The sequence below is a fragment of the Corynebacterium sp. HMSC067D03 genome (genome assembly GCF_001811185.1).
Lineage (GTDB): Bacteria > Actinomycetota > Actinomycetes > Mycobacteriales > Mycobacteriaceae > Corynebacterium > Corynebacterium coyleae.
Window position 1 is genome coordinate 63404 of sequence record NZ_KV803839.1, and the last position, 21705, is coordinate 85108.

21 protein-coding genes are annotated in these 21705 nt (G+C 61.0%); 18 read left to right on the forward strand and 3 right to left on the reverse strand.

Annotation, left to right across the window (positions count from 1 at the left end):
• Nucleotides 1-143 precede the first annotated feature (143 nt).
• The 18 genes from HMPREF2785_RS08965 (at nt 144) to secG (ending at nt 18542) form a co-directional block, all read left to right on the forward strand.
• Entirely contained in the window at nt 144-2153 is a 2010-nt protein-coding gene (locus HMPREF2785_RS08965; protein WP_070614995.1) for a primosomal protein N', read from the forward strand.
• A gap of 39 nt (nt 2154-2192) precedes the next feature.
• Nucleotides 2193-2693: a peptide deformylase gene (gene def, locus HMPREF2785_RS08970; RefSeq protein ID WP_070423242.1), complete on the forward strand. Its 501-nt coding sequence runs from the start codon at nt 2193-2195 to the stop codon at nt 2691-2693.
• Nucleotides 2694-2695: 2 nt separating this feature from the next.
• A complete protein-coding gene (gene fmt, locus HMPREF2785_RS08975) occupies nt 2696-3622 on the forward strand; it encodes a methionyl-tRNA formyltransferase (RefSeq protein ID WP_070423111.1) in 927 nt (308 codons plus the stop codon).
• Nucleotides 3619-5097, forward strand: a complete 1479-nt coding sequence (locus tag HMPREF2785_RS08980; protein WP_070570384.1) for an RsmB/NOP family class I SAM-dependent RNA methyltransferase — start codon at nt 3619-3621, stop codon at nt 5095-5097. Before fmt ends, HMPREF2785_RS08980 begins: the two co-directional genes overlap by 4 nt.
• Nucleotides 5098-5106: 9 nt before the next feature.
• Nucleotides 5107-5769 (forward strand): ribulose-phosphate 3-epimerase, encoded by a 663-nt coding sequence (gene rpe, locus HMPREF2785_RS08985; RefSeq protein ID WP_070423113.1) that lies wholly within the window; start codon nt 5107-5109, stop codon nt 5767-5769.
• On the forward strand, nt 5766-6761 hold the full coding sequence (ribD, locus tag HMPREF2785_RS08990; protein WP_070614998.1) for a bifunctional diaminohydroxyphosphoribosylaminopyrimidine deaminase/5-amino-6-(5-phosphoribosylamino)uracil reductase RibD: 996 nt from the start codon (nt 5766-5768) through the stop codon (nt 6759-6761). The genes rpe and ribD overlap by 4 nt, the downstream gene beginning before the upstream one ends.
• 3 nt (nt 6762-6764) lie before the next feature.
• Nucleotides 6765-7352, forward strand: coding sequence for a riboflavin synthase (locus HMPREF2785_RS08995; RefSeq protein WP_070614999.1), 588 nt, complete (start codon nt 6765-6767; stop codon nt 7350-7352).
• Between the two features lie 11 nt (nt 7353-7363).
• On the forward strand, nt 7364-8680 hold the full coding sequence (locus HMPREF2785_RS09000) for a bifunctional 3,4-dihydroxy-2-butanone-4-phosphate synthase/GTP cyclohydrolase II (RefSeq protein ID WP_070615002.1): 1317 nt from the start codon (nt 7364-7366) through the stop codon (nt 8678-8680).
• Nucleotides 8681-8699: 19 nt separating this feature from the next.
• Nucleotides 8700-9185 (forward strand): 6,7-dimethyl-8-ribityllumazine synthase, encoded by a 486-nt coding sequence (gene ribH / locus HMPREF2785_RS09005; protein ID WP_070423117.1) that lies wholly within the window; start codon nt 8700-8702, stop codon nt 9183-9185.
• 72 nt (nt 9186-9257) lie between these two features.
• Entirely contained in the window at nt 9258-9791 is a 534-nt protein-coding gene (locus HMPREF2785_RS09010) for a PH domain-containing protein (protein WP_244268731.1), read from the forward strand.
• Nucleotides 9792-9794: 3 nt separating this feature from the next.
• Nucleotides 9795-11855, forward strand: a complete 2061-nt coding sequence (gene uvrC / locus HMPREF2785_RS09015; RefSeq protein WP_070423119.1) for an excinuclease ABC subunit UvrC — start codon at nt 9795-9797, stop codon at nt 11853-11855.
• 89 nt (nt 11856-11944) lie between these two features.
• Nucleotides 11945-12853 carry an RNase adapter RapZ gene (gene rapZ, locus HMPREF2785_RS09020; protein WP_070615004.1) on the forward strand — a complete coding sequence of 303 codons (909 nt, stop codon included), beginning with the start codon at nt 11945-11947 and terminating at the stop codon, nt 12851-12853.
• Nucleotides 12853-13833: a gluconeogenesis factor YvcK family protein gene (gene yvcK, locus HMPREF2785_RS09025; RefSeq protein ID WP_070423121.1), complete on the forward strand. Its 981-nt coding sequence runs from the start codon at nt 12853-12855 to the stop codon at nt 13831-13833. Before rapZ ends, yvcK begins: the two co-directional genes overlap by 1 nt.
• Before the next feature lie 54 nt (nt 13834-13887).
• Nucleotides 13888-14877 carry a DNA-binding protein WhiA gene (gene whiA, locus HMPREF2785_RS09030; RefSeq protein ID WP_070615006.1) on the forward strand — a complete coding sequence of 330 codons (990 nt, stop codon included), beginning with the start codon at nt 13888-13890 and terminating at the stop codon, nt 14875-14877.
• A 259-nt stretch (nt 14878-15136) separates the two neighbouring features.
• Nucleotides 15137-16147 carry a type I glyceraldehyde-3-phosphate dehydrogenase gene (gap, locus tag HMPREF2785_RS09035; protein ID WP_070423123.1) on the forward strand — a complete coding sequence of 337 codons (1011 nt, stop codon included), beginning with the start codon at nt 15137-15139 and terminating at the stop codon, nt 16145-16147.
• Between the two features lie 93 nt (nt 16148-16240).
• Nucleotides 16241-17452 carry a phosphoglycerate kinase gene (pgk, locus tag HMPREF2785_RS09040; RefSeq protein WP_371440499.1) on the forward strand — a complete coding sequence of 404 codons (1212 nt, stop codon included), beginning with the start codon at nt 16241-16243 and terminating at the stop codon, nt 17450-17452.
• Between the two features lie 12 nt (nt 17453-17464).
• Nucleotides 17465-18238, forward strand: a complete 774-nt coding sequence (gene tpiA / locus HMPREF2785_RS09045) for a triose-phosphate isomerase (RefSeq protein ID WP_070615009.1) — start codon at nt 17465-17467, stop codon at nt 18236-18238.
• A 67-nt stretch (nt 18239-18305) separates the two neighbouring features.
• Nucleotides 18306-18542 (forward strand): preprotein translocase subunit SecG, encoded by a 237-nt coding sequence (secG, locus tag HMPREF2785_RS09050; RefSeq protein ID WP_070423126.1) that lies wholly within the window; start codon nt 18306-18308, stop codon nt 18540-18542.
• Between the two features lie 7 nt (nt 18543-18549).
• Here the strand turns inward: secG and pgl are convergent, their stop codons facing one another.
• The 3 genes from pgl to zwf are packed head-to-tail and all read right to left on the reverse strand — an operon-like array spanning nt 18550 to nt 21705.
• Complete coding sequence (pgl, locus tag HMPREF2785_RS09055) at nt 18550-19248, reverse strand: 6-phosphogluconolactonase (RefSeq protein ID WP_070615010.1); 699 nt, start codon at nt 19246-19248, stop codon at nt 18550-18552.
• Complete coding sequence (locus HMPREF2785_RS09060; RefSeq protein ID WP_070615011.1) at nt 19245-20165, reverse strand: glucose-6-phosphate dehydrogenase assembly protein OpcA; 921 nt, start codon at nt 20163-20165, stop codon at nt 19245-19247. The genes pgl and HMPREF2785_RS09060 overlap by 4 nt, the downstream gene beginning before the upstream one ends.
• Nucleotides 20166-20187: 22 nt before the next feature.
• A complete protein-coding gene (zwf, locus tag HMPREF2785_RS09065) occupies nt 20188-21705 on the reverse strand; it encodes a glucose-6-phosphate dehydrogenase (RefSeq protein WP_070615012.1) in 1518 nt (505 codons plus the stop codon).

Genomic DNA, 21705 nt, shown 5'->3' on the forward strand with positions numbered 1-21705 from the left:
CGGGAAGCAGACGTTTCATGGCGGAAGCGGGTCCCTCATCGGCGCGATTGATTTGTGATGCATCTATTACTACCGCACTGTTTCGCACAGCTGAGCCTTAGGTCCGGAGTGTCGTGTCGTGGCGTGGTTTAGAATGCTGCACCATGTCCAACACGCGAGCTGCCAACCTGCCTGTGGCCCGCGTGCTGCCTATGTTGGGGCTCGCGCACCTTGATCGGGCCTTCGATTATCTTGTCGACGAGCAGGATGCCGAAGCCGCACAGCCAGGCGTCCGCGTGCGGGTTCGGTTTGCAGGCAGGCTCGTGGATGCGATCGTGCTGGAGCGGGTGTCGTCGACAAGCCATGAAGGCTCACTGCGCTTCATCGAACGCGTTATCTCACCCGAGGTCGTGGCCCCGGAGCACACGCGCATGCTTATCGACGCACTCGCGGACCGGTACGCAGGCATCCGATCCGACATTTATCGCTCTGCAATACCCGCACGACATGCGAAAGCGGAAGAAACGGATACCTCCACACCATGGGTGGAGCTCGGGGAGGTCGCCGAGCCGGACCTTTCCGCATGGACGACGTACACACACGGTGAGTCCTTCGTCGATGCCGTAGTAGAGGGAAAGCTGGCTCGTGCCGCGTGGCAGTTGGTGCCGGGCGAGGATTGGCCTGCCGCGCTTGCCGCACTCGCTGTCAAGGTGGCAAAGGACGGCGGTGGCGCGCTCATCGTGGTTCCGGACCAAGATGCTGTTGACCGTTGCGAGGAAGCGCTACGCGAGCTCGTTGCGGCAAAACAAGTGACGACTTTGACCGCCTCCCAGGGACCCCAAGCACGGTATTCCCGCTACCTGTCCGTTCTGCACGGCCAAGGGCGCATCGTGGTAGGGACCCGCTCCGCCGCGTTCGCGCCGGTGCAGAACTTGCGGTTGATGGTCGTGATGTTCGACGGCGATGACAACCTCGTGGATCCCCGCGCGCCCTACGTTCACGCCAGGGAGGTGCTCACGACGCGCTCGAGCCTTGAGCGCGCATGTTTGGTCATTGGCGGATTCTCACGCACAGCAGAGGCGCAACTGTTGGTGGAATCTGGCTGGATGCACGAACTGGTTGCACCCCGCCAAACGCTTCGTACACGTTCGCCTTACATTCACGCCGCGGGCGATTCTGACTTTGAGCTCGAACGGGATCCAAGGGCGAAACAAGCCCGTCTTCCTTCGTCAGCATTTGCGGCTGCGACGAAAGCCCTTGAGCGAGGCACTCCTGTGTTGTTCCAGGTTCCGCGCACCGGGTATATCCAATCACTCGCCTGTGGGCAGTGTCGTACACCGTCGCGTTGCCGTTGGTGCAACGGACCGCTGGGGTTGCCGTCCGGTGGTGAAGCAGCGGCACCGACATGCCGGTGGTGTGGCCGAATGGACCCTGCACATGTGTGTCCGGCATGCGGTTCCCGGCGTGTGCGGGCTGTCGTACTGGGCACCGAACGCACCGCAGAAGAGCTTGGCCGTGCGTTTGCGAAATATAGGGTCAAAACGTCCGGGGGCGATCGTATTTCGCGCACGATTGACGCGGGGCCTGCGATTGTCGTCGCCACGCCAGGTGCGGAGCCTCGAGTACCAGGCGGATACGGTGCTGCTGTGCTGCTTGACGCGTGGGCGCTCGTGCAACGCCCTGACTTAAGGGCAGTGGAGGACACGCTGTCGAAATGGATGGCTGCTGCCACGCTTGTCCAACCGCATGCCGATGGCGGAGAAGTCGTAGTGGTAGCGGAGCCGAGCATGCCGGTCGTGCAGCATCTCATTCGCTGGGACGCGCCGGGATTTGCAGCTGCAGAGCTGGCTTTGCGCGGCGAGGCGAGATTTCCGCCGGCGGTCCACGTTGCCGTGGTTGACGCGCCCCGAGACGCGCTGGAGCCGTTCTTTGAGCGCACCGACCTGCCGGACTACGCGGAGATCCTGGGGCCTGTGGATTTGCCCCCGGGTGTGCGTTTGCCCGGCGAGTGGGATCAGCGTGAGTACGGTCCGGCGCAGCGCATGCTGGTGCGCGCGCCGTTAACTGGGCGGTCTGCGCTGGGCAAGGCGCTGCGGGCAGGGGCAGTCGCGTGGACGACGTCGAAGCAGGAGCTGCCACTGCGTATCCAGGTCAATCCGGTGGATATCGGGTAAGCGAAATTTCGCTTGTCCAGGTCAGTACACTTGGCGTTCATGGCCATACGCGACATTCGTCTATTCGGGGATCCGGTGCTCAACACGGCAGCGGAGGAGGTGGATGTGTTCGACGAACGCCTGCACAGGCTCGTGGGCGACATGCTTGAGACGATGGATGCGGCTGGGGGTGTTGGCCTAGCGGCAAACCAGGTCGGTGTCGCACAGCGAGTGTTTGTGTTCGATTGTCAGGGCCTTCGGGGACACATCGTGAACCCGGTGTGGACGCCGTTGGGCGAAGATACCCAAATTGGTGTGGAGGGATGTCTTTCGGTGCCTGATGTTCGCGGGACTGTTGAGCGGCACAACACCGTGGTTGCCCATGGCGCCGACATGTGTGGGCGCCCGCTGACACTACGCGGCAGCGGATTGCTCGCACGCTGCATTCAGCACGAAGCAGACCATCTCGACGGCGTGATGTTTACGGCCCGAATGTCGCCAGCTGACCGCAAAGCGGCACTCGATGCGATTGCCGCGGCGGAGTGGAATAAGGAGAACTAACTGTGAGACTTGTATTTGCAGGTACCCCTGAGCCGGCGGCAGTGGCACTGGAGCGGCTGCTGGCATCGGAACATGAGGTAGTGGCCGTGCTGACGCGACCCGATGCACGCAAAGGCAGGGGGCGCACGTTGCATCCGTCGCCGGTGAAGGCAGTTGCACTCGAGCATGGCATTGAAGTGCTCACACCCGAGAAACTTGACGACGACACCGCGGCCCGACTGCGCGACATCGCCCCAGACGCGATCCCGGTCGTTGCGTACGGCAACCTGATTCCTGCTGGCATGCTCGATATTCCGACGCACGGTTGGGTGAACTTGCACTTCTCGCTGCTGCCGCAGTGGCGCGGTGCTGCGCCGGTACAGGCCGCGATCCGCGAGGGCGATGCCTCCACCGGTGCGACGACGTTCCGGATCAACGAAGGGTTGGACACCGGCGACATTTTGGACACGCTCACAGACACAATTTCCGACGACGACACCGCCGGTGTTCTTCTCGAGCGTTTGGCGTACTCCGGCGCAGACCTGCTCGTTCGCACCATGGATGGTCTTGAATCCGGCACACTGACGCCGAAAGCACAGCCTGAAGAGGGAACCTATGCGCCAAAGATTCTCACTGCAGATGCGCGCGTTGACTGGGCCGCCGATTCCACGGTCATCGATCGGGCAATTCGTGCGCATACTCCAGCGCCTGGTGCATGGACTATGCGAGGCGAGGAGCGATTCAAGCTCGGGCCAGTAACGTCTGTCGATTCAACCGAGCTCGCCCCGGGCCAGGTTGCATTTGGCAAGAACGAGGTGCGAGTGGGAACCGGCACTCGTGACGTCGTGCTCAGCACGATTCAGGCACCCGGCAAGAAAATGATGAACGCAGCTGATTGGGCTCGAGGCTTGGCCAACGATGTCCGGGCGGAAGGGATGACGTTCGAATGAGTGGTGGATTCCGGTCACGCGCAGCAGGGCGCCGTGAACACCAGCCGAAGCGAAACGGGCGAGCAAACACGCGGCAGGCGCCGAGGCGTCGCAAAGAAGCAGCACCTGTGAACGCAACCGCACGCATCGGTGACCCGGCGCGCGAGGCGGCATTTGAGGTGTTGGTACGCGTCGAGCGCGACGCGGCGTTTGCAAACCTCACCCTGCCGACGGTCTTGCGTGAGCGAAAGATCACCGGTCGTGACGCTGCGTTTGCAACCGAGCTGACTTACGGCACGCTGCGCAGCCTTGGTGTTCTTGACGCTGTGATTGCAGACAACGCATCCCGCGGCCTGGACCGAATGGCTGTTGAAGTGCTGACTTCGTTGCGGCTCGGCACCTACCAGTTGCTGTACACGCGAGTGGAGGACCATGCGGCCGTCGACACCTCCGTACGTTTGGTTGAAGCGGCCGGTCAATTCAAGGCCAAGGGCTTTGTCAACGGCGTGTTGCGCTCGATTACGCGGACTCCAGCGGAGGAGTGGCTCCGCAAGCTTGAACCGGAGGACCCGCTTGCTGCGGTGGCGTTCCGCCATGCGCACCCGGTGTGGATCGCGGAATCGATCCGTGCTGCACTGGGCTCGAGAGACGACGAGCTTGAGGCTGCGCTTGAGGCTGATTCAGCCCGCCCGGTCGTACATCTTGTTGCTCGACCAGGCGAGATGAGTGCGGAGGAGTTAGCGCTGGTCACTGGCGGAGAAGAGGGGCGCTACTCACCGTACGCCGTCTACCTCCCTGAAGGTGATCCAGGACAGTTGCAGCCGGTACGCGAGGGGCTCGCCGCAGTTCAGGACGAGGGCTCGCAGGTGATTGCGCGTGCAGTAGTGGACGTGCCGGTCGAAGACGACCAAGGCCGATGGCTCGACTTGTGCGCTGGGCCGGGAGGTAAGGCGGCGCTCATGGGGGCGCTGGCTGCTATCGATGGCGCAGTAGTTGATGCCGTCGAAGTGAGTCCGCACCGTGCTGAACTCATTCGGAAAACCGTGCGTGATCTTCCTGTGCGCGTCCATACTGCCGATGGTCGTCGTTCTGGCCTTGAGCCGGGCTACGACCGTGCTCTCGTCGACGCACCCTGTTCCGGTCTCGGAGCGCTTCGCCGCCGCCCAGAGGCGCGTTGGACCAAGCGTGAGGAAGACATCGCGGAACTCAACGTGCTTCAGCGCGAATTGCTCTCGGCTGCAATCGAGCTAGTTAAGTCCGGCGGTATTGTCGTCTACTCCACGTGCTCACCCGATGTGCGAGAAACCAGGGGAATCGTCGACACGATCCTCGCTGATGGCAAGGTCGAGGAGCTCGATGCGAGCCAGTACGCAGCGGGCATGGATGACGTTGGCGACTTGCCAAGCGTCCAGATGTGGCCGCACCGACACGGAACAGACGCTATGTTTTTCGCTGTACTGCGAAAACTCGGACCCGAGCCGACCACCGAAGTTTAAGGACACCTCATGATTTACATCGCACCATCAATTCTTGCCGCTAATTATGCAGCGCTTGGCGACGACGTCCGCAAGGTCCCCAACGCAGACCTGATCCACGTTGACATCATGGACGGCCACTTTGTGCCCAACTTGTCCTTTGGTCCCGACGTGACCAAGGCGGTTGACGGCGTGACGGACCAATTCCTGGATATGCATTTGATGATCGAGGAGCCGGAGCGGTGGTTTGAAACCTACGTCAAGGCCGGCGGCGACCGCCTCGTGTTCCATGTCGAAGCGACCGACGACCATGTAGCTGCTGCGAAGCAGTGCCGCGAACTCGGTGTACAGTCCGGCTTCGCCATCAAGCCAGGGACCGCAATCGAGCCGTACCTCGATGACCTCGAGCATTTTGATCAGGTCATGGTCATGAGTGTCGAGCCAGGATTTGGCGGCCAGAAGTTCATGCCCGAGGTCCTGGGCAAGGTGATGACGCTTCGCGATCGCATTGCGGAAGCGGGCCTGGACACAATCATTGGTATCGACGGTGGCATTGCCAACAGCACTATCGCACAAGCGGCAGCGGCCGGTGTGGACGCATTCGTTGCTGGTTCCGCCGTATTCGGCGCTGATGACCCAGCCCAGGCGGTAGAGCGCCTCCGCGAGTTGGCAACTGAGGCTGCGCAGGCGTGACACGTGATAACCCCGCGTTAGCCAACGCGGTTTCTGCGGCCATAGCGGCGGGTGACGCAGTGCGCGGGACGACCTCGCCGAACCCGCCGGTGGGCTGCGCAATCGTGACCGCATCCGGGGAAGTTATCGCGACTGGCGGGACCTCTCCCGCGGGCGGGCCCCATGCTGAGGTCAACGCCCTGCGTGAAGCGGGACCACGGACGAAGGGCGCGACAGCCGTTGTCACTTTGGAACCGTGCAACCACACTGGCAGGACAGGTCCGTGCACCCAAGCGTTGGTGGATGCCGGAATTGCGAGGGTGGTGTATCTGACCGCTGATCCGTTTGAGCCTGCATCCGGCGGCGCGGATTGGCTGCGAACACATGGATTGGATGTGGCCCTACTTCACACCCGTGTGGAGGCACTGCAGCCCTGGCTTCGCTCGGTGCGCAACAACCGCCCGAGTGTGACGCTGAAGTTTGCGTCGACGCTGGACGGGTTTACGGCAGCGGCCGATAAGACGAGCAAGTGGATCACTTGCGACGAAGCCCGCGCCGCTGTGCACGCAGATCGCACGAAACGTGACGCGATTGTCATTGGCACGGGGACCGCGCTTGCTGACAACCCATCGTTGACCGCCCGCCACAGCGATGGCGCTCTGTATGAGCACCAGCCGCGACGTGTGGTCGTCGGTAAGCGGGCTGTTCCCAGCGGCAACCTGACCGAGCTCGGGTTTGAGCAATACGACACTCCACAGGCCGCGCTGACAGCGCTGTGGGATAGCGGCGCGAGAGATGTGCTTGTAGAAGGCGGGGCAACATTGGCGGCGAGTTTCCTGGAACTCGACCTGGTCGACGCGGTGCAGGCCTACATTGCCCCTGCACTGCTGGGGGCCGGACGGGGAGTGCTCGACTGCGAAATCGCGGGAACGATTGGTGACGCTAAACGTTTCCGCACCACTGATGTGCGCCGGATCGGCAACGATGTGCTTATAGAAATGGAGAAGGACTGAACTGTGTTTACGGGACTCGTTGAGGAGATTGGTGTCGTTGACACGCTTGAACAGCTCGAGGATGCCGTTCGGATCGCGGTACGTGCGTCGAAGGTCACCGAGGATGCATCACCGGGAGACTCCATCGCGGTCGACGGCGTGTGTCTGACGGTGGTTGACAACGTTGCTGGCGTATTCACCGCTGACGTGATGCGCGAAACGCTGGATCGCTCGCGTCTCGGCACCTATAGCGAGGGGAGCAAGGTCAACCTAGAGCGCGCGTTGGCTGCTGGTCAGCGCATGGGCGGACATATCGTGCAGGGCCACGTCGATGGTGTCGCCGAGGTTGTCTCTCGCACGCCTTCGCAGCACTGGGAGGTAGTGCGCTTCACTCTGCCCGCGAATCTTGGTCGGTATGTGGTGGAGAAAGGATCCATTACGGTCAACGGAACATCGCTGACGGTTTCCGCAGTCGGAGACGACTTTTTCGAGGTGTCGCTGATCCCCACCACGCTGCGCGATACCACTGCTGGTGACCTTACGGTCGGTGATCCAGTGAACCTCGAGGTGGATATCGTGGCCAAGTACGTTGAGAAAATGGTGCAGGGCTAGGGTTGAACGGTATGACAGCATCCGCCGGTAGCGCCGGTAATCACACCACCGACTTGGACACCGAGTTGAACACTGTGGAGGAGGCGATTGCCGCCATCCGCGAGGGCAAAGCAGTCGTCGTCGTGGACAGTGAGGATCGCGAAAACGAGGGCGATCTCATCTTCGCTGCACAAGACGCCACGCCGGAGTTGGTGGCGTTTATGGTGAGGTACACCTCTGGCTACATTTGCGTGTCCATGTCGGACGAGCGGGCCACTGCCCTCGATCTGCCCCCGATGGTTGCGCAAAACCAGGACCTTCACGGCACTGCCTACGCCGTGACCGTTGATGCAGCAACCGGCACCACCGGTATTTCCGCACGTTCGCGCGCCACGACGATCGCATTACTTGCCGACGATTCCGCGACCCCAGAGTCGTTTACGAGGCCCGGACACGTTGTGCCCCTGCGGGCGCGTGACGGGGGAGTACTTGTCCGGGACGGACACACGGAGGCAGCGGTAGACCTTGCAACGCTTGCGGGTAAGGCCCCTGTCGGTGCCCTGTGCGAGATCGTTTCTGAAGATGACCCGGCAGACATGGCTCGATTCGACGAGCTCCGCAGGTTCGCGAATACGCACGGGCTTTCGATGATTTCGATCGAGCAGCTCGCTGCGTACCGTCGCCAGCATGAACGATTTGTCGAACGCAGCACTGCTACTCGTTTACCAACGGAGTTCGGTGAATTCACTGCGGTTGGCTACCTGGATACGTTGACTGAGACCGAGCATGTTGCGCTGATCGCGGGGGAACTTGATGCACTGCGCGACGCCGAGGACGTTCTCGTCCGCGTGCATTCGGAATGTCTCACCGGCGATGTGTTTGGCTCCCGGCGTTGTGACTGTGGTCCGCAGCTTCAGGAATCAATGCGCCGCATTCAGCAGGAAGGCCGCGGCGTTATCGTCTACTTGCGTGGACATGAGGGACGCGGAATCGGGTTACTCGCCAAGCTGCGCGCCTACCGTTTACAGGACGACGGGCTCGACACCGTTGATGCAAACCTTGAACAAGGCCTGCCAGTCGACGCACGCGACTATTCCGCAGCAAGCGACATCCTTGCAGACCTGGGTATCGGTTCGGTCGATCTGATGACCAACAATCCCCAAAAAGTCGATGCCTTTGCCGGTCTGATCCCCAAGGTTGCTCACCGCAGTAGGATCGAAGTGGTTCCTAACCACGACAACATCGCCTATTTGCGGACGAAGCGCGACAGGATGGGACACGACCTGCCCGGCATTCTCGGTTGGGCTGAAGAACACAACACACAACACCCACAACACCACACCAACTAGGTATCAAGGAGACCCACCAGTGGCAGCTACTGGAGCACCCGAGGACTATTCCCTGCAAGCGGAGGGGCTTACCGTCGCCGTCGTTTACACCCGCTGGAATGAAAAGATCGTCGAGATGCTGCGCGCTGGCGCACGAGATGAGGCCCGAGAACTGGGCGTTAAAGTCGATGAATATGCGGTAGCAGGCGCGTTGGAGTTGCCAGTTGTGGTGCAGGCATGCGCAAAGCGCTACGACGCGGTAGTGGCCCTCGGCTGCGTCATCCGTGGCGAAACTGCCCACTTTGATTACGTTTGCGACTCTGTCACCGCTGGCCTCACCCGTATTGCATTGGATGAGGAAACGCCGGTAGGCAACGGCGTGCTCACGGTTGAAGAAGAAGACCAGGCTTACGAGCGTGCCGGTGGGGAAGACGCGAAAGAAGACAAAGGCGCCGAAGCGATGCGTGCGGCCGCTGGGGCCTTAGTTGAACTGCAGAAAGTTCGCGCTTTGCCGCTAAAGGGTTAAAGTAGCCGGAGCGAGCGCGGCACGGAGTCGTCGAGAAGCAAGAGCGTTTTCAAGTTGACAAGGAGTGCGGAAGTGACTGATCAACCAGCAGGCACACACATAACGAACGAGCAGGAAGCTGCTTATCTGACTGCGCTTGATCCGCACGCCAACACCTCGACGAAGCCGTGGGAGCTTGAGATTTCGTCGAGGTACCTGCGAACCGTGGCGATCGGCTGGATCATCCTTGTCATGGCCGTGCATTTCTTCATGGCGTGGGCCGTGGACGCGCAATTCTCGGGCATCGCGATTACCAGCGTGGATAAGTTCGCGTTCGTTGGCGTTGGCCTGATTATTTCGGTCCTGTCCTGGATCGCACTGACTCGCCCTCGGGTGCGCGCCAACGAAGACGGTGTCCAGGTAGCCAACATCATCGGCACCCGTTTCTACCCCTGGACCGTCATTTACGGTTTGAGCTTTCCCAAGGGCTCCCGCATGGCGCGACTCGAACTTCCGGAATTCGAGTACGTCACCCTGTGGGCGATCCAATCAGGCGATAAAGAGCGCGCGATTCAGGCTGTCGAGCAATTCCGCAAGCTCGAAGCCAAATACATGCCTAAGGATTAACCCTTGGCTGACCCCCAGTCTTACCGCCCAGCGCCCGGAACGATCCCAACCGATCCGGGCGTGTATAAGTTCCGGGACCGCGACGGGCGTGTCATCTACGTTGGCAAAGCCAAAAATCTTCGTGCGCGCCTGAGCAACTACTTTCAGCCACCGGAGACTCTGCATCCGCGGACCCGGCAGATGGTCTACACCGGCGCTTCAGTCGAATGGACCGTTGTCGCATCCGAGGTAGAGGCGCTCCAGCTCGAATACACATGGATCAAGCGCTTCGACCCATGGTTTAACGTCATGTACCGCGACGACAAGACGTACCCAATGCTTGCCGTCAGCGTGCGCGAACGCTACCCGCGCGCGTTCTTCTACCGTGGCCCCAAACGTAAGGGCGTGCGCTATTTCGGCCCGTACTCGCACGCGTGGGCGGTGCGCGAGACCCTCGATCTGCTCACGCGCGTGTTCCCGATTCGGACGTGTTCCAACGGTGTGTTTAACCGTCACGAATCCCTTGGACGCCCTTGCTTGCTTGGGTACATCGACAAGTGTGCGGCACCCTGCGTCGGTCGTGTCGACGAAGCCGAGTACGACGAGATCGTCCAGGGCTTCCTTGGCTTCATGGCAGGTCGCTCCGAGAAGCTTGTCCGTGGCATCACCGCACAGATGGAGGAGGCCGCGGAAAACCTCGAGTTTGAAAAGGCGGCGCGGCTTCGCGACGACCTCGGCGCCGTCGAAAAGGTAATGGAGCGCCAGACGGTCGTCCTCAGCCAAGACACCGATGCGGACATCATCGCCTTTGATACCGACGAGCTTGAAGCGGCGGTGCAGATTTTCAACGTCCGCGATGGGCGCATCCGCGCACAGCGGGGCTGGGTTGTCGAAAAAACGGGCGATGAGCCCGGAGCCGCAGAACGTCTGGAGGAAGGCCAGACCGACCCAACGTTGCCAACGTTGATGCAGAACTTCCTGGTCCAGTACTACTCGGATGCGGTCGAGCGAGTGAAGCAGGAGCGTGAAGAGGATCGCAAGATCGAAGCGCAGAAGGTTCGTCGCCGAGGCGTAGATCAGGAGTCACGTGCACAGGCGGCGGCACCGATGCCGGTGCCGCGTGAGATTCTCGTCGAGACGCTGCCCGCGGAACTGCCGGAAGTGACCCAACTTCTCGAAGAACTACGTGGCGGGCCTGTGGACCTTCGCGTGCCGCAGCGCGGTGATAAACGTGCACTGATGGAAACAGTGCACAAAAACGCCGCCGAAGCGCTCCACCAGCACAAGTTGAAGCGGGTCGGTGACCTGACCGCACGATCGCAGGCCCTGCAAGATATCCAGGACGCGCTCGGGATGGACGAAGCGCCGCTGCGTATTGAATGCACCGATATTTCCCACATCCAAGGCACCGACGTTGTAGCCTCCCTCGTGGTGTTCGAGGACGGTTTGCCCAAAAAGAACGACTACCGTCGATACCGCATCAAGGAAGCAGCCGGCGATGGTCGATCCAACGACGTCGGGTCCATCGCCGAGGTCACACGCCGGCGCTTCAAGCGCTACAACGAGGACAAACTCGCCAACCCTGATGAGGTCGCTGAGGCGCAGACCTTCGAGGACGAGGCCGACGAATCGACCGGTGCGAAACGCTTCGCTTACCCTCCCCAGTTGTTCATCGTCGACGGTGGCAAACCCCAGGTTAATGCCGCACAGGCTGTGTTCGACGACCTCGGCATCGTCGATGTACAACTCATCGGATTGGCCAAACGCCTCGAGGAAGTGTGGGTGCCAGACGACGACGAGCCGGTGATCCTGCCGCGAAACTCCGAAGGCATGTATCTGCTCCAGCAGGTGCGTGATGAGGCCCACCGGTTCGCCATCACCTACCACCGCCAGCAACGCTCGAAGCGCATGCGAGCGTCCGCCCTCGACGCAGTCCCGGGACTAGGCCCCGCGCGGAGAACCGATTTGGTGAAGCACTTTGGCTCGGTGAAGAAGATCAAAGAGGCTTCTATCGAGGAGATCCAGGAGGTTAAAGGCGTCGGTCCGAAACTCGCCGCGACGATCTACGAGCACCTTCATACGTAGCTGGTTTTGAGGCTGGTTATGAGGCAGGTTTTGCGGCAGCTTTTGCGGAACCGCGACGCGGCTCGCTGCGCTTCGTTAGGATGAGCGCCATGTCCACAGCTTCTGCTCAAGCATTGCCACACGATTTGCGTTCCGCCAGTTGGCGTCCGGTGATCATCACCGGCTTGTCCGGTGGCGGATTGTCCACCGCAGCGAAAGTATTCGAGGACAAAGGTTTCTTCGTTTCACAGAATCTGCCACCCCAGTTAATTCTGGAGCTTGTGGACCTTGCAGCAGCGGACGATTCCCCAGTGGAACGGCTGGCGGTCGTGTCGGACGTGCGCGCAGACCGGTTCAACGGTTCATTGGCCGACACCCTTGAGGGGCTCCGTCGACGTGGTTACTCACCGTTCGTGCTGTTTCTTGAGGCGCGTGACGATGTGCTGATCCGCCGATTCGACTCCGTGCGGCGCACGCACCCGCTGCAGGGCGATGGTACCTTGCAGGACGGCATCGATCGCGAACGCGAGGAAATGGAAGGCATCCGTTCGGCCGCAGATGTCATCATCGACACGTCCAATTTGTCTGTGCACGACCTACGCCGCGCTGTTGAGGCATCGGTCGGCGAGCTGCCGGTGGAGCGTCAACACGTCACTATTGAGTCTTTCGGATTCAAGCATGGTTCGCCACGTGACGCTGATCTGATCATTGATGTGCGATTCCTACCCAACCCATACTGGGTTGAGGAGCTGCGCGACTTCCGTGGTATCGACGCACCTGTAGCAGACTATGTCCTGTCGCAGGATGGTGCGAAGGAATACGTGGACCATTTCGTGGATCTGTTGTCGAGCACGTTGAAGGGCTACCGCCACGAAGGTAAGGACTTCATCACTGTGGGCGTTGGCTGCACAGGTGGGCACCACCGCTCGGTTGCGGTCGCAGAAGCGATCGGGAAGCGACTGCGACAGCAGGGCCAAGTTGATGTCAATGTCATCCACCGTGATTTGGAGAAGCACTAATGCGCGCGACTGATCCCGCGGCGATGACGTACACATGCCTCGGGGGAGGGCATGGGCTCTACCAGACGCTCACGGCCGCGCGCGTTGCCGGCGCAGCTCGTATTAACGCTGTGGTGACAGTTGCCGATGACGGCGGCTCGTCGGGCCGCCTGCGTCGCGAGATGGAGATTGTTCCTCCGGGAGATCTCCGCATGGCGCTGGCAGCGCTTACCGACGACAGCGGGGACGGCGCAATGTGGCGCGACACGCTCCAGCACCGCTTCGGTGGGCATGGCGCAATGGCTGGACACGCCTTGGGAAACTTGATCATCGCCGGACTTGCGGAGCGCCTTGGTGACACACAAGCGGCGCTGGACCAGGTTGGCAAATGGACCGGCTCCCAGGGACGAGTCATTCCAGTGAGCCCACAACCCCTCGACATTGAAGCTGATGTTGCAGGGCTTGACGACGACCCACGGGTGCTGCGCTCTGTACACGGCCAAGTCGCCGTTGCGACGACACCGGGCACTGTGCGCCGTGTGCGGCTGACTCCGTCCGAACCGCCAGCGAGCCGGGACGCCATCCAGGCGATTATGGACGCGGATCTGGTCACCATTGGGCCTGGTTCGTGGTTTTCCTCTGTGATCCCGCACCTGTTGGTGCCTCAAGTGTGTGATGCTCTGAACGAGACCGAAGCAAAGGTGGTTGTGGTACTCAACCTCTCCCCAGAAGCAGGGGAGACCCATGGTTTTACCACCGAGCGTCATATTCATGTCTTTGCGCAACACGCCCCCAACCTGCGGGTTGATTGCTTCCTGGCGGACAGCGACATGGTGACTACGCACGGCGAACGTGAAAACGTCCGTCGTGCGGCGGAACGGCTCGGCGCGGACGTCGAATACCGCTCCTTACGTGTCGAAGGCGACGATGGTGTGAAGCGCAACCTTCATGATCCGTTGAAGCTTGCTGCTGCGCTCAAGGACCTCTCGACGAGCAGCTAAGAGCAGCAAGCTACACTGCTCCGGGTTAAAGGGGGCGATGAAAGGACGGAAACATTGGCGCTTACGGGCAAGGTGAAAGAAGAGCTACTCGCCGTATCATGTGGTACCACCGAGGCTCGGGCGGCGGAAGCCACCGCGCTTATTCGTTTCGCCGGCTCGATCCAGCCTTCCGATAACGGTCTGGCCATCGTCGCAGAATTCGGCGAGAAGCCGGTGGCGGTGAGGCTCGCGGAATCCATTCAAGAACTCTGCTCAGTTCAGCCTGCCATCGAGACCGTACCCCCTGTCCAAGGCAGTAAGGACACCACGTATGTCGTTCGGGTGGAACGTGACGTGGCTGATGTCATCCGCCGGCTGAAGCTTGTGACAGCGTCTGGTCACCCGGTGGTTGGTATGCCGCGACAGGTGATTTCAGGATCAATGGCCGGCGTTGAGGCAGCTTGGCGTGGCGCGTTTCTCGCGCGAGGAAAGCTGATGGAGCCTGGTCGTACCGCGACCCTTGAAGTGGCGTGTCCGGGCCAGGAAGCGGCGCTCGCACTCGTTGGGCTGGCTCGTCGTCTGTCGGTGACCGCGAAGACCCGTGAAACTAGAGGTGTGGAGAGGGTAACTATCCGCGACGGCGAGACCATCGGAATCCTGCTGAGTCGTATGGGGGCACCACTGACCCGCCTGGAGTGGGACCGCAAGCGCGCGGCGAAGGCTGTGACAGCGAAGGTAAACAACCGCTTGGCTACCTTCGATGACGCCAATACGCGCCGTTCGGCGCAGGCTGCAGCAGCTGCTGCAGCTCGGGTGGAGCGTGCGATGGACATTCTTGGCGACGACGTTCCTGAGCACCTTGCAGAAGCGGGCTACCTCCGCGTGGAACACCGTCATGCTTCACTCGAGGAACTTGGTCGTTTGGCTGACCCGCAGATGACCAAGGACGCCGTTGCAGGACGTATTCGACGACTGCTGTCGCTCGCTGACCGTCGAGCAGCCGAGATGGGGATCCCGGACACACACGGAGTGGAAACGGCTCCGAATCCTGTGAATTCAGATTAACGCCCAGAACGTGTCCGGAATCACAGTTGCCTGTGGGATACATGACATGCCCTGAGCGGGCGGTATTTCCCCAAGGGGAGTGGGGGCGCTGAGGTGTCGTGGTGTGGGAAACCACATTCAGAATCGGCACGACGGGGGAATGCTCCCCCTGGTTGTGGGGAGGGGGCCTTGGGGCGAATTTGCGCCCTGCAGGCTGTGAGAGGCGCAGATACACTGGCTTGCGTACGAGGTTTTCTACAACCATCGAGGAGAAAATACAGTGACTACGCGCATTGGCATTAACGGTTTCGGTCGTATCGGACGTTCCGCGCTCCGCATCATCGAGGACGAGTACAAGGGCGAGCTCGAGGTCGTCAAGATCAATGACTTGACGAACAATGAGACTCTCGCGCACTTGCTGAAGTACGACACGGCCTACGGCCAGTTCAAGCACGACATCGAGTACGACGACCACTCGATCTCTATCGATGGCCGCCGTATTGAGGTCTCCGCTGAGAAGGACCCGGCAAACCTCGCCTGGGGTGACCTGGATGTTGACATTGTGCTGGAGTGCACCGGCGTATTCCGCAAGGGGCCGGAGGCTCAGGCACACATTGATGCTGGCGCGAAGAAGGTCATCATCTCCGCACCGGGCAAGGAAGTTGACGGCACCTACGTGTGGGGCGTGAACCACGCCGACTACACGGGCGAGGAGAACATCATCTCCGCGGCATCGTGCACCACGAACTCGCTCGCGCCGGTTGCGAAGGTCCTCGACGAGGCGTTCGGTATCGAGCGTGGCCTGATGACCACCATCCACGCTTACACAGGTGACCAGCGGATCCAGGATGCTCCGCACAAGGACCTGCGTCGCGCCCGCGCGGCAGCGCAGAACATCGTTCCGACGACCACCGGTGCAGCTAAGGCTGTGGCGCTCGTGCTCCCGAGCCTTGAGGGCAAGCTCGATGGCTTCGCAATGCGTGTGCCGACCATCACCGGTTCCGCCACCGACCTCACCGTGACCCTGGGCAAGGATGTCACTGTCGAGGAGGTCAATGCGGCAGTGAAGAAGGCTGTGGAGGACAGCGAGTTCGGCCAGGCGCTGAAGTACACCGAGGACCCGATCGTCTCTTCCGACATCATCGGTGACCCGCACGGCGCTATCTTCGACGCTGGCATGACTCGCGTCATCGACGGCAACCTAGTCAAGATCATCTCGTGGTACGACAACGAGTGGTCTTACACCGCCCAGTACATCCGTCTGACCAAGCTGGTCGCGGACAAGCTCTAAGTTATGGCACCCCCGGGTCCGTGGCGCTTCCAGCGCGGCGGACCCGTTTTTCATACGATGGGATGCGTTCACCGAACTAAAAGGAGAGACCCCTTGACTAAGAACTTGCAGCAGCTTCTCGACGAAGGCGTCGACGGCCGCCACGTCCTCGTTCGTTCCGACTTCAACGTTCCGCTCGACGAGAACGGCAACATCACCGATGCCGGTCGCATTGACGCGTCGCTGCCTACGCTGAAGGCGCTTCTCGACGGCGGCGCGAAGGTCATCGTTATGGCACACCTCGGCCGCCCGAAGGGCGAGGTGAACCCGAAGTTTTCTCTCGCACCGGTTGCAGAGGCGCTGTCGGAACGTCTCGGGCAGTTTGTCCCGCTGGCAGGCGACGTCAGTGGCGAGGACGCCCACGAGCGTGCCAACGGCTTGACCGAGGGCGAGATTCTGCTCCTGGAGAACGTCCGTTTCGATCCGCGCGAGACTTCAAAGGACGAGCCGGAGCGCGCTGAATTCGCAGCTGAGCTCGCTGCGTTGGCGGCTGACAACGGCGCGTTCGTATCTGACGGTTTCGGCGTTGTGCACCGTGCCCAGGCGTCCGTGTACGACGTTGCGAAGAATCTACCGGCGTACGCGGGCTTCCTCGTCGATAAGGAAGTAGAGATCCTGTCTGCGGTCAAGGACAAGCCAGAGAACCCCTACATTGTGGTGCTCGGTGGCTCGAAGGTGTCCGACAAGCTCGGTGTGATCGAGGCGCTTGCAGAGAAGGCAGACAAGATCATCATCGGTGGTGGCATGTGCTTCACCTTCCTTGCGGCCCAGGGCCACAACGTGCAGAAGTCGCTGCTGCAGGACGACATGATCGATACCTGCAAGGAGCTCATCGCACGTTTCGGCGAGAAGCTGCTTCTGCCGGTTGATGTCGCTGCGGGTGCTGGCTTTGACAAGGACACCGAGAAGAAGGTCGTCGGTCTGGATGAGATTCCGGAGGGATGGATGGGCCTGGATATCGGACCGGAGACCGCAAAGAACTACGCCGAGGCAATTAAGGGCTCCAAGACGGTGTTCTGGAACGGCCCCATGGGTGTGTTTGAGTTCCCGAACTTCGCCGACGGCACCAAGGCAGTGGCTGAGGCAATGATCGCAGCGACGAAGGACAACGGTTCCTTCACGGTTGTCGGCGGCGGCGACTCGGCGGCATCCGTGCGCACTCTGGGCCTCGACGAAGAGGGCTTCTCCCACATTTCGACCGGCGGTGGCGCTTCCCTCGAATTGATTGAGGGTAAGGACCTGCCTGGCGTTTCTGTTCTGCAGTAAGGAGGTCTATCCATGGCACGTACACCACTCATCGCGGGCAACTGGAAGATGAACCACGATCACCTTGAGGCGATCCAGAGCGCGCAGAAGCTTGTCTTCGCGTTCCCGAAGGATGGTTACGAGGTAGTCGATATCGCCCTGACTGTCCCGTTCACAGACCTTCGTTCAATCCAGACGTTGGTGGAAGGCGACAAGCTCCAGATCACCTACGGCGCGCAGGACGTGTCTGAGCACGACAACGGCGCGTACACCGGCGACATTTCTGCCGCGATGCTGGAGAAGCTCGGCTGCACCTGGGTGGTCGTCGGACACTCGGAGCGTCGCGAGTACCACGGCGAAACCAATGAGCAGGTCGCTGCCAAGGCGAAGAAGGCCCTTGAACACGGCATCACGCCAATCGTCTGCGTCGGCGAGCCACTCGAGGTCCGCGAGGCGGGCGACCACCTCGACTTCGTGGTCAAGCAAACGCGTGAGTCGTTAGCTGGTGTGGATGCGTCCAAGGTCGTCATCGCCTACGAGCCCGTCTGGGCAATCGGTACTGGCAAGGTAGCCTCCGCCGCGGACGCGCAAGAGGTCTGCCACGGCATCCGTGAACTTGTCCGTGAGCTTGCGGGCGACGACGCAGCCGAGCAGGTCCGCATCCTCTACGGCGGTTCGGTGAAAACGGACACCGTCGCAGAGATCGTGGGCCAGCCCGACGTCGACGGTGGACTCGTCGGCGGTGCCTCCCTGGATGGCCAGGAGTTTGCGAAGCTTGCTGCCGCTGCCGCGAACGCGTCGATGTAAGTTCCCACCAGAAAGTGGTGTAGGCTCAACAGAGTTTGCACCAATGTGATTTGGAAAGGTATCGCAGATGGCTCTTGCTCTCGAGATCGTGCTGGTGATTTCGGCGATCCTCATGACCGTGTTCGTCTTGCTGCACAAAGGCAAGGGCGGCGGTCTGTCCAGCCTCTTCGGTGGCGGTGTTCAGGCGAACCTGTCCGGCTCCACCACCGTGGAGCGCAACCTGGACCGCGTGACCGTGCTGATGGCGATCATCTGGATCGCCTGCATCATCGGTCTGAATCTGATCCAGACGTTCGCGTCCTAACAGCGAATTAGTTCAACGGTCCTGCTGCATCCTCGGTGATGCGCAGGACCGTTTCTTTACGCCCAACTGCGCCGGCGACCGGCCAATCCTGAGCTGCCGTAACACCGTCACCTGCGTGGGAGGCAGCCTCGGCTTTCTCTGCGCCGGAAACGAGCAACCACACACGGTCGGCTGACTGGACCGCAGGCAGGGTCAGGGTCGCCCGCTCGGCTGGCGGCTTGGGGGAGTCAGTAACCGTGACGACCATGGCATCATGTTCGCGCACGGCGCTGGTGTGAGGGAACAGTGAGTTGATGTGACCCTCGCCGCCCATACCGAGCAAGTGGAGGTCGAAGCCATCCGGCGCAAACTTCGCTAAGGCTGCTTCATAACGCGCTACCGCGGCATCCATGGGCCCACCGTCCAACCCGTAGCCGTGGATGTTCGCTTCGGGTATGTCGACATGGTCAAGCAACGCCTCCCGGGCCTGGCCCTCGTTGGACTCGGGGTGGTCTACCGGTACGTTGCGTTCATCGCCGAAAAATATGTCTACGTTTGCCCAGTCGATCGCTTCGGTGCGCAGACGTCGCAGGAGAGCGATGCCCGCGGTTCCGCCGGTCAGTACCACTCGAGCGCGGCCGTCGCCTGAGCGCTGAGCGTCGCGGATGGCGGCCGCAACGTCGGCGGCGGTGTCGTCGATAAGAGCCTCGAGATTCGGATAAATCATGCGTGTCGTACCTTTCCTAAGCCGTTCAAAGCGTTGCCGTAGATGGCATCGGGACCGAGGTGGCGAAGTTCTTCGGCAAGACATTCGGCGTCAGTGCGCTCACCCATTGCGACGCGCGAGTCAGCCATGTCTGGTACCGAAATGCGTACCGTGTACTCACCCTCAGCAACGACTTCAACATCGCCGCCGTCAGTGTGGATGATGGTGTGGGCGATGGGGAAGCCGGAGATATGCTCGTCGCAACGTGTTACCTCCACATCGAGGCTGTCAGCGAGCCAGCCGGCCGCAAGATCCACGCTGGGGTCTCCAGGAGCACCGGCGACCTCTGCACCCGTGATTGTGTGCTCAGGGAACCGGTCAAGCGCCGAAGCGAGAATTCCCCTCCAGGGAGTGATTTGAGACCACAACATATCGGAATCGCCGGGCGTATAGCCTGCCGCCAACTCCGCGAGCGATCCATCGCGGCTCGCACCACGAATGTTGGTAATGCGACGTTGCGCAATGTGTCCCAACTGCTCTTCGGCGGGCCGTTTTGGAGCAGCGCCTGGCCAATATGAGACAACGGGGGTGTCGGGAAGCAGAAGGGGTGTCACCACCGCACCGAGGTGCTGCGTCAATTCCCCGCGCAGATGCATGACGACGACCTCGGAGGCGCCTGCGTTGGACGCAACCATCACTTGGGCGTCGAGACGCGATTCCTTAGCCGGGTCGCCGGAGACCAGCACGAGTACACGTGCTGGGTGCTCGAAAGAGGCGTCCCGGAGGGTGGACAAGGTGTTGTCGAGAAGCTCGCTGTCTTCATCTACCGCAACCAAAAGCGTCAGGACGCGACCGGTAGCTAGCGAATGGCTCTCGCGCACGCGTGCGAGTGACGTCTCAATTTGTTTCGTGGTGGTGTTAGGAAGATCGATGATCATACGTCGAACCCTTTCTGCTCCGTTACGGACGACGCCACGCCCGGCCCTCGCGGGCAAGCATCTCATCAGCGGACGCAGGACCCCAGGTGCCTGCCTCATAGTCTTCAGGGGCGCCATGTTCCGCCCAGTAGTCCAACACCGGATCCAGAATCTGCCAACTGCGCTCCACCTCGGCGTTGGTGGGGAACAGGCTGGACTCGTCAAGCAGCGCATCAAGGATGAGACGCTCGTACGCCTCTGGGGACTGTTCCGTGAACGCCTCCGAGTAGTGGAAATCCATGTTCACGTCCCGAAGCTCCATACCCGCACCAGGGACCTTCGAACCGAAGCGCATGAGAACACCTTCGTCGGGCTGGACGCGGATGACCACTGCGTTGTTGGTCAGCAAATCCGTCTGGCCTTCTGTAAACGGCTGGTACGGGGGTTGTTTGAAGACAAGCGCGATTTCGGTCACCCGTCGGCCTAGGCGCTTGCCGGTGCGCAGATAAAACGGCACACCAGCCCAGCGTCGCGACGCGATTTCTAGCGTGCATGCTGCGTACGTCTCAGTTGTCGAATTCGGATCGAATCCGTCTTCCTCCCGCAGCCCTACGACGCGTTCAGAGCCCTGCCAACCCGCGGTGTACTGGCCGCGTGCCGTCGTCTCAGAGAACGGACCGACAGCGGTGGTGGCACGAAGCACCTTAAGCTTCTCCGCGCGCAGCTGCCGTGGCGAGAACGATGTCGGCTCCTCCATGGCAACCAACGCGAGCAGCTGAATCAGGTGGTTCTGGATAACATCGCGCGCTGCGCCGATGCCGTCGTAGTAGCTCGCCCGACCACCGAGGCCGATGTCCTCGGCCATGGTGATCTGCACATGGTCGATGTAGTGCGAGTTCCACACGGGCTCGAAGAGCTGGTTAGAAAAGCGCAGGGCCAAAATATTTTGGACGGTTTCTTTGCCCAGATAATGGTCGATGCGGAACACGGAGCGCTCGTCGAACACGGCGCCTACCACCTCGTTGAGCTGGTGTGCTGACTGCGCGTTGTGCCCAAATGGCTTCTCGATGATCACGCGCCGCCACTCGCCTTCACCTGCGTGGGCCATACCACTGCGATCAAGTTGGTGGATCACATCCGCGAAAAAATCGGGAGGTACCGACAGGTAGTACGCCCAGTTGCCAGCAGTGCCGCGTTCCGCGTCGCTGCGTTTCAACGTGGCCGCAAGGGCGTCGAAGGCGTCGTCGTCATCAAAGTTGCCCTTGACAAACTGAAGACCTTCAGCGAGGCGCTGCCACACATTCTCGTGAAAGCTAGTGCGCGCGCCCGCATCGATTGCTTCACGGACATAGGCCTGAAAATCAGCCTGTGTCCAGTCCCTCCGCCCGTAGCCGACGAGCGTGAACCCGCCGGGGAGGAGGCCACGATTCGCTAGATCATAGATCGCGGGAAGAAGCTTTTTGCGGGCCAGATCGCCGGTCACACCGAAGATAACCATGCCGGAAGGTCCAGCGATCTTGGGCAGCCGCTTGTCCTCAGCGGAACGGAGTGGGTTAGTCAC

What these genes read in the sequence shown, in the direction of transcription:
- pgl (WP_070615010.1), bottom strand. Translation starts at nt 19,248, where the DNA reads ATGATTTATCCGAATCTCGAGGCTCTTATCGACGACACCGCCGCCGAC.
- HMPREF2785_RS08965 (WP_070614995.1), top strand. Translation starts at nt 144, where the DNA reads ATGTCCAACACGCGAGCTGCCAACCTGCCTGTGGCCCGCGTGCTGCCT.
- tpiA (WP_070615009.1), top strand. Translation starts at nt 17,465, where the DNA reads ATGGCACGTACACCACTCATCGCGGGCAACTGGAAGATGAACCACGAT.
- rapZ (WP_070615004.1), top strand. Translation starts at nt 11,945, where the DNA reads ATGTCCACAGCTTCTGCTCAAGCATTGCCACACGATTTGCGTTCCGCC.
- def (WP_070423242.1), top strand. Translation starts at nt 2,193, where the DNA reads ATGGCCATACGCGACATTCGTCTATTCGGGGATCCGGTGCTCAACACG.
- yvcK (WP_070423121.1), top strand. Translation starts at nt 12,853, where the DNA reads ATGCGCGCGACTGATCCCGCGGCGATGACGTACACATGCCTCGGGGGA.
- HMPREF2785_RS08980 (WP_070570384.1), top strand. Translation starts at nt 3,619, where the DNA reads ATGAGTGGTGGATTCCGGTCACGCGCAGCAGGGCGCCGTGAACACCAG.
- secG (WP_070423126.1), top strand. Translation starts at nt 18,306, where the DNA reads ATGGCTCTTGCTCTCGAGATCGTGCTGGTGATTTCGGCGATCCTCATG.
- rpe (WP_070423113.1), top strand. Translation starts at nt 5,107, where the DNA reads ATGATTTACATCGCACCATCAATTCTTGCCGCTAATTATGCAGCGCTT.
- HMPREF2785_RS09000 (WP_070615002.1), top strand. Translation starts at nt 7,364, where the DNA reads ATGACAGCATCCGCCGGTAGCGCCGGTAATCACACCACCGACTTGGAC.
- HMPREF2785_RS09060 (WP_070615011.1), bottom strand. Translation starts at nt 20,165, where the DNA reads ATGATCATCGATCTTCCTAACACCACCACGAAACAAATTGAGACGTCA.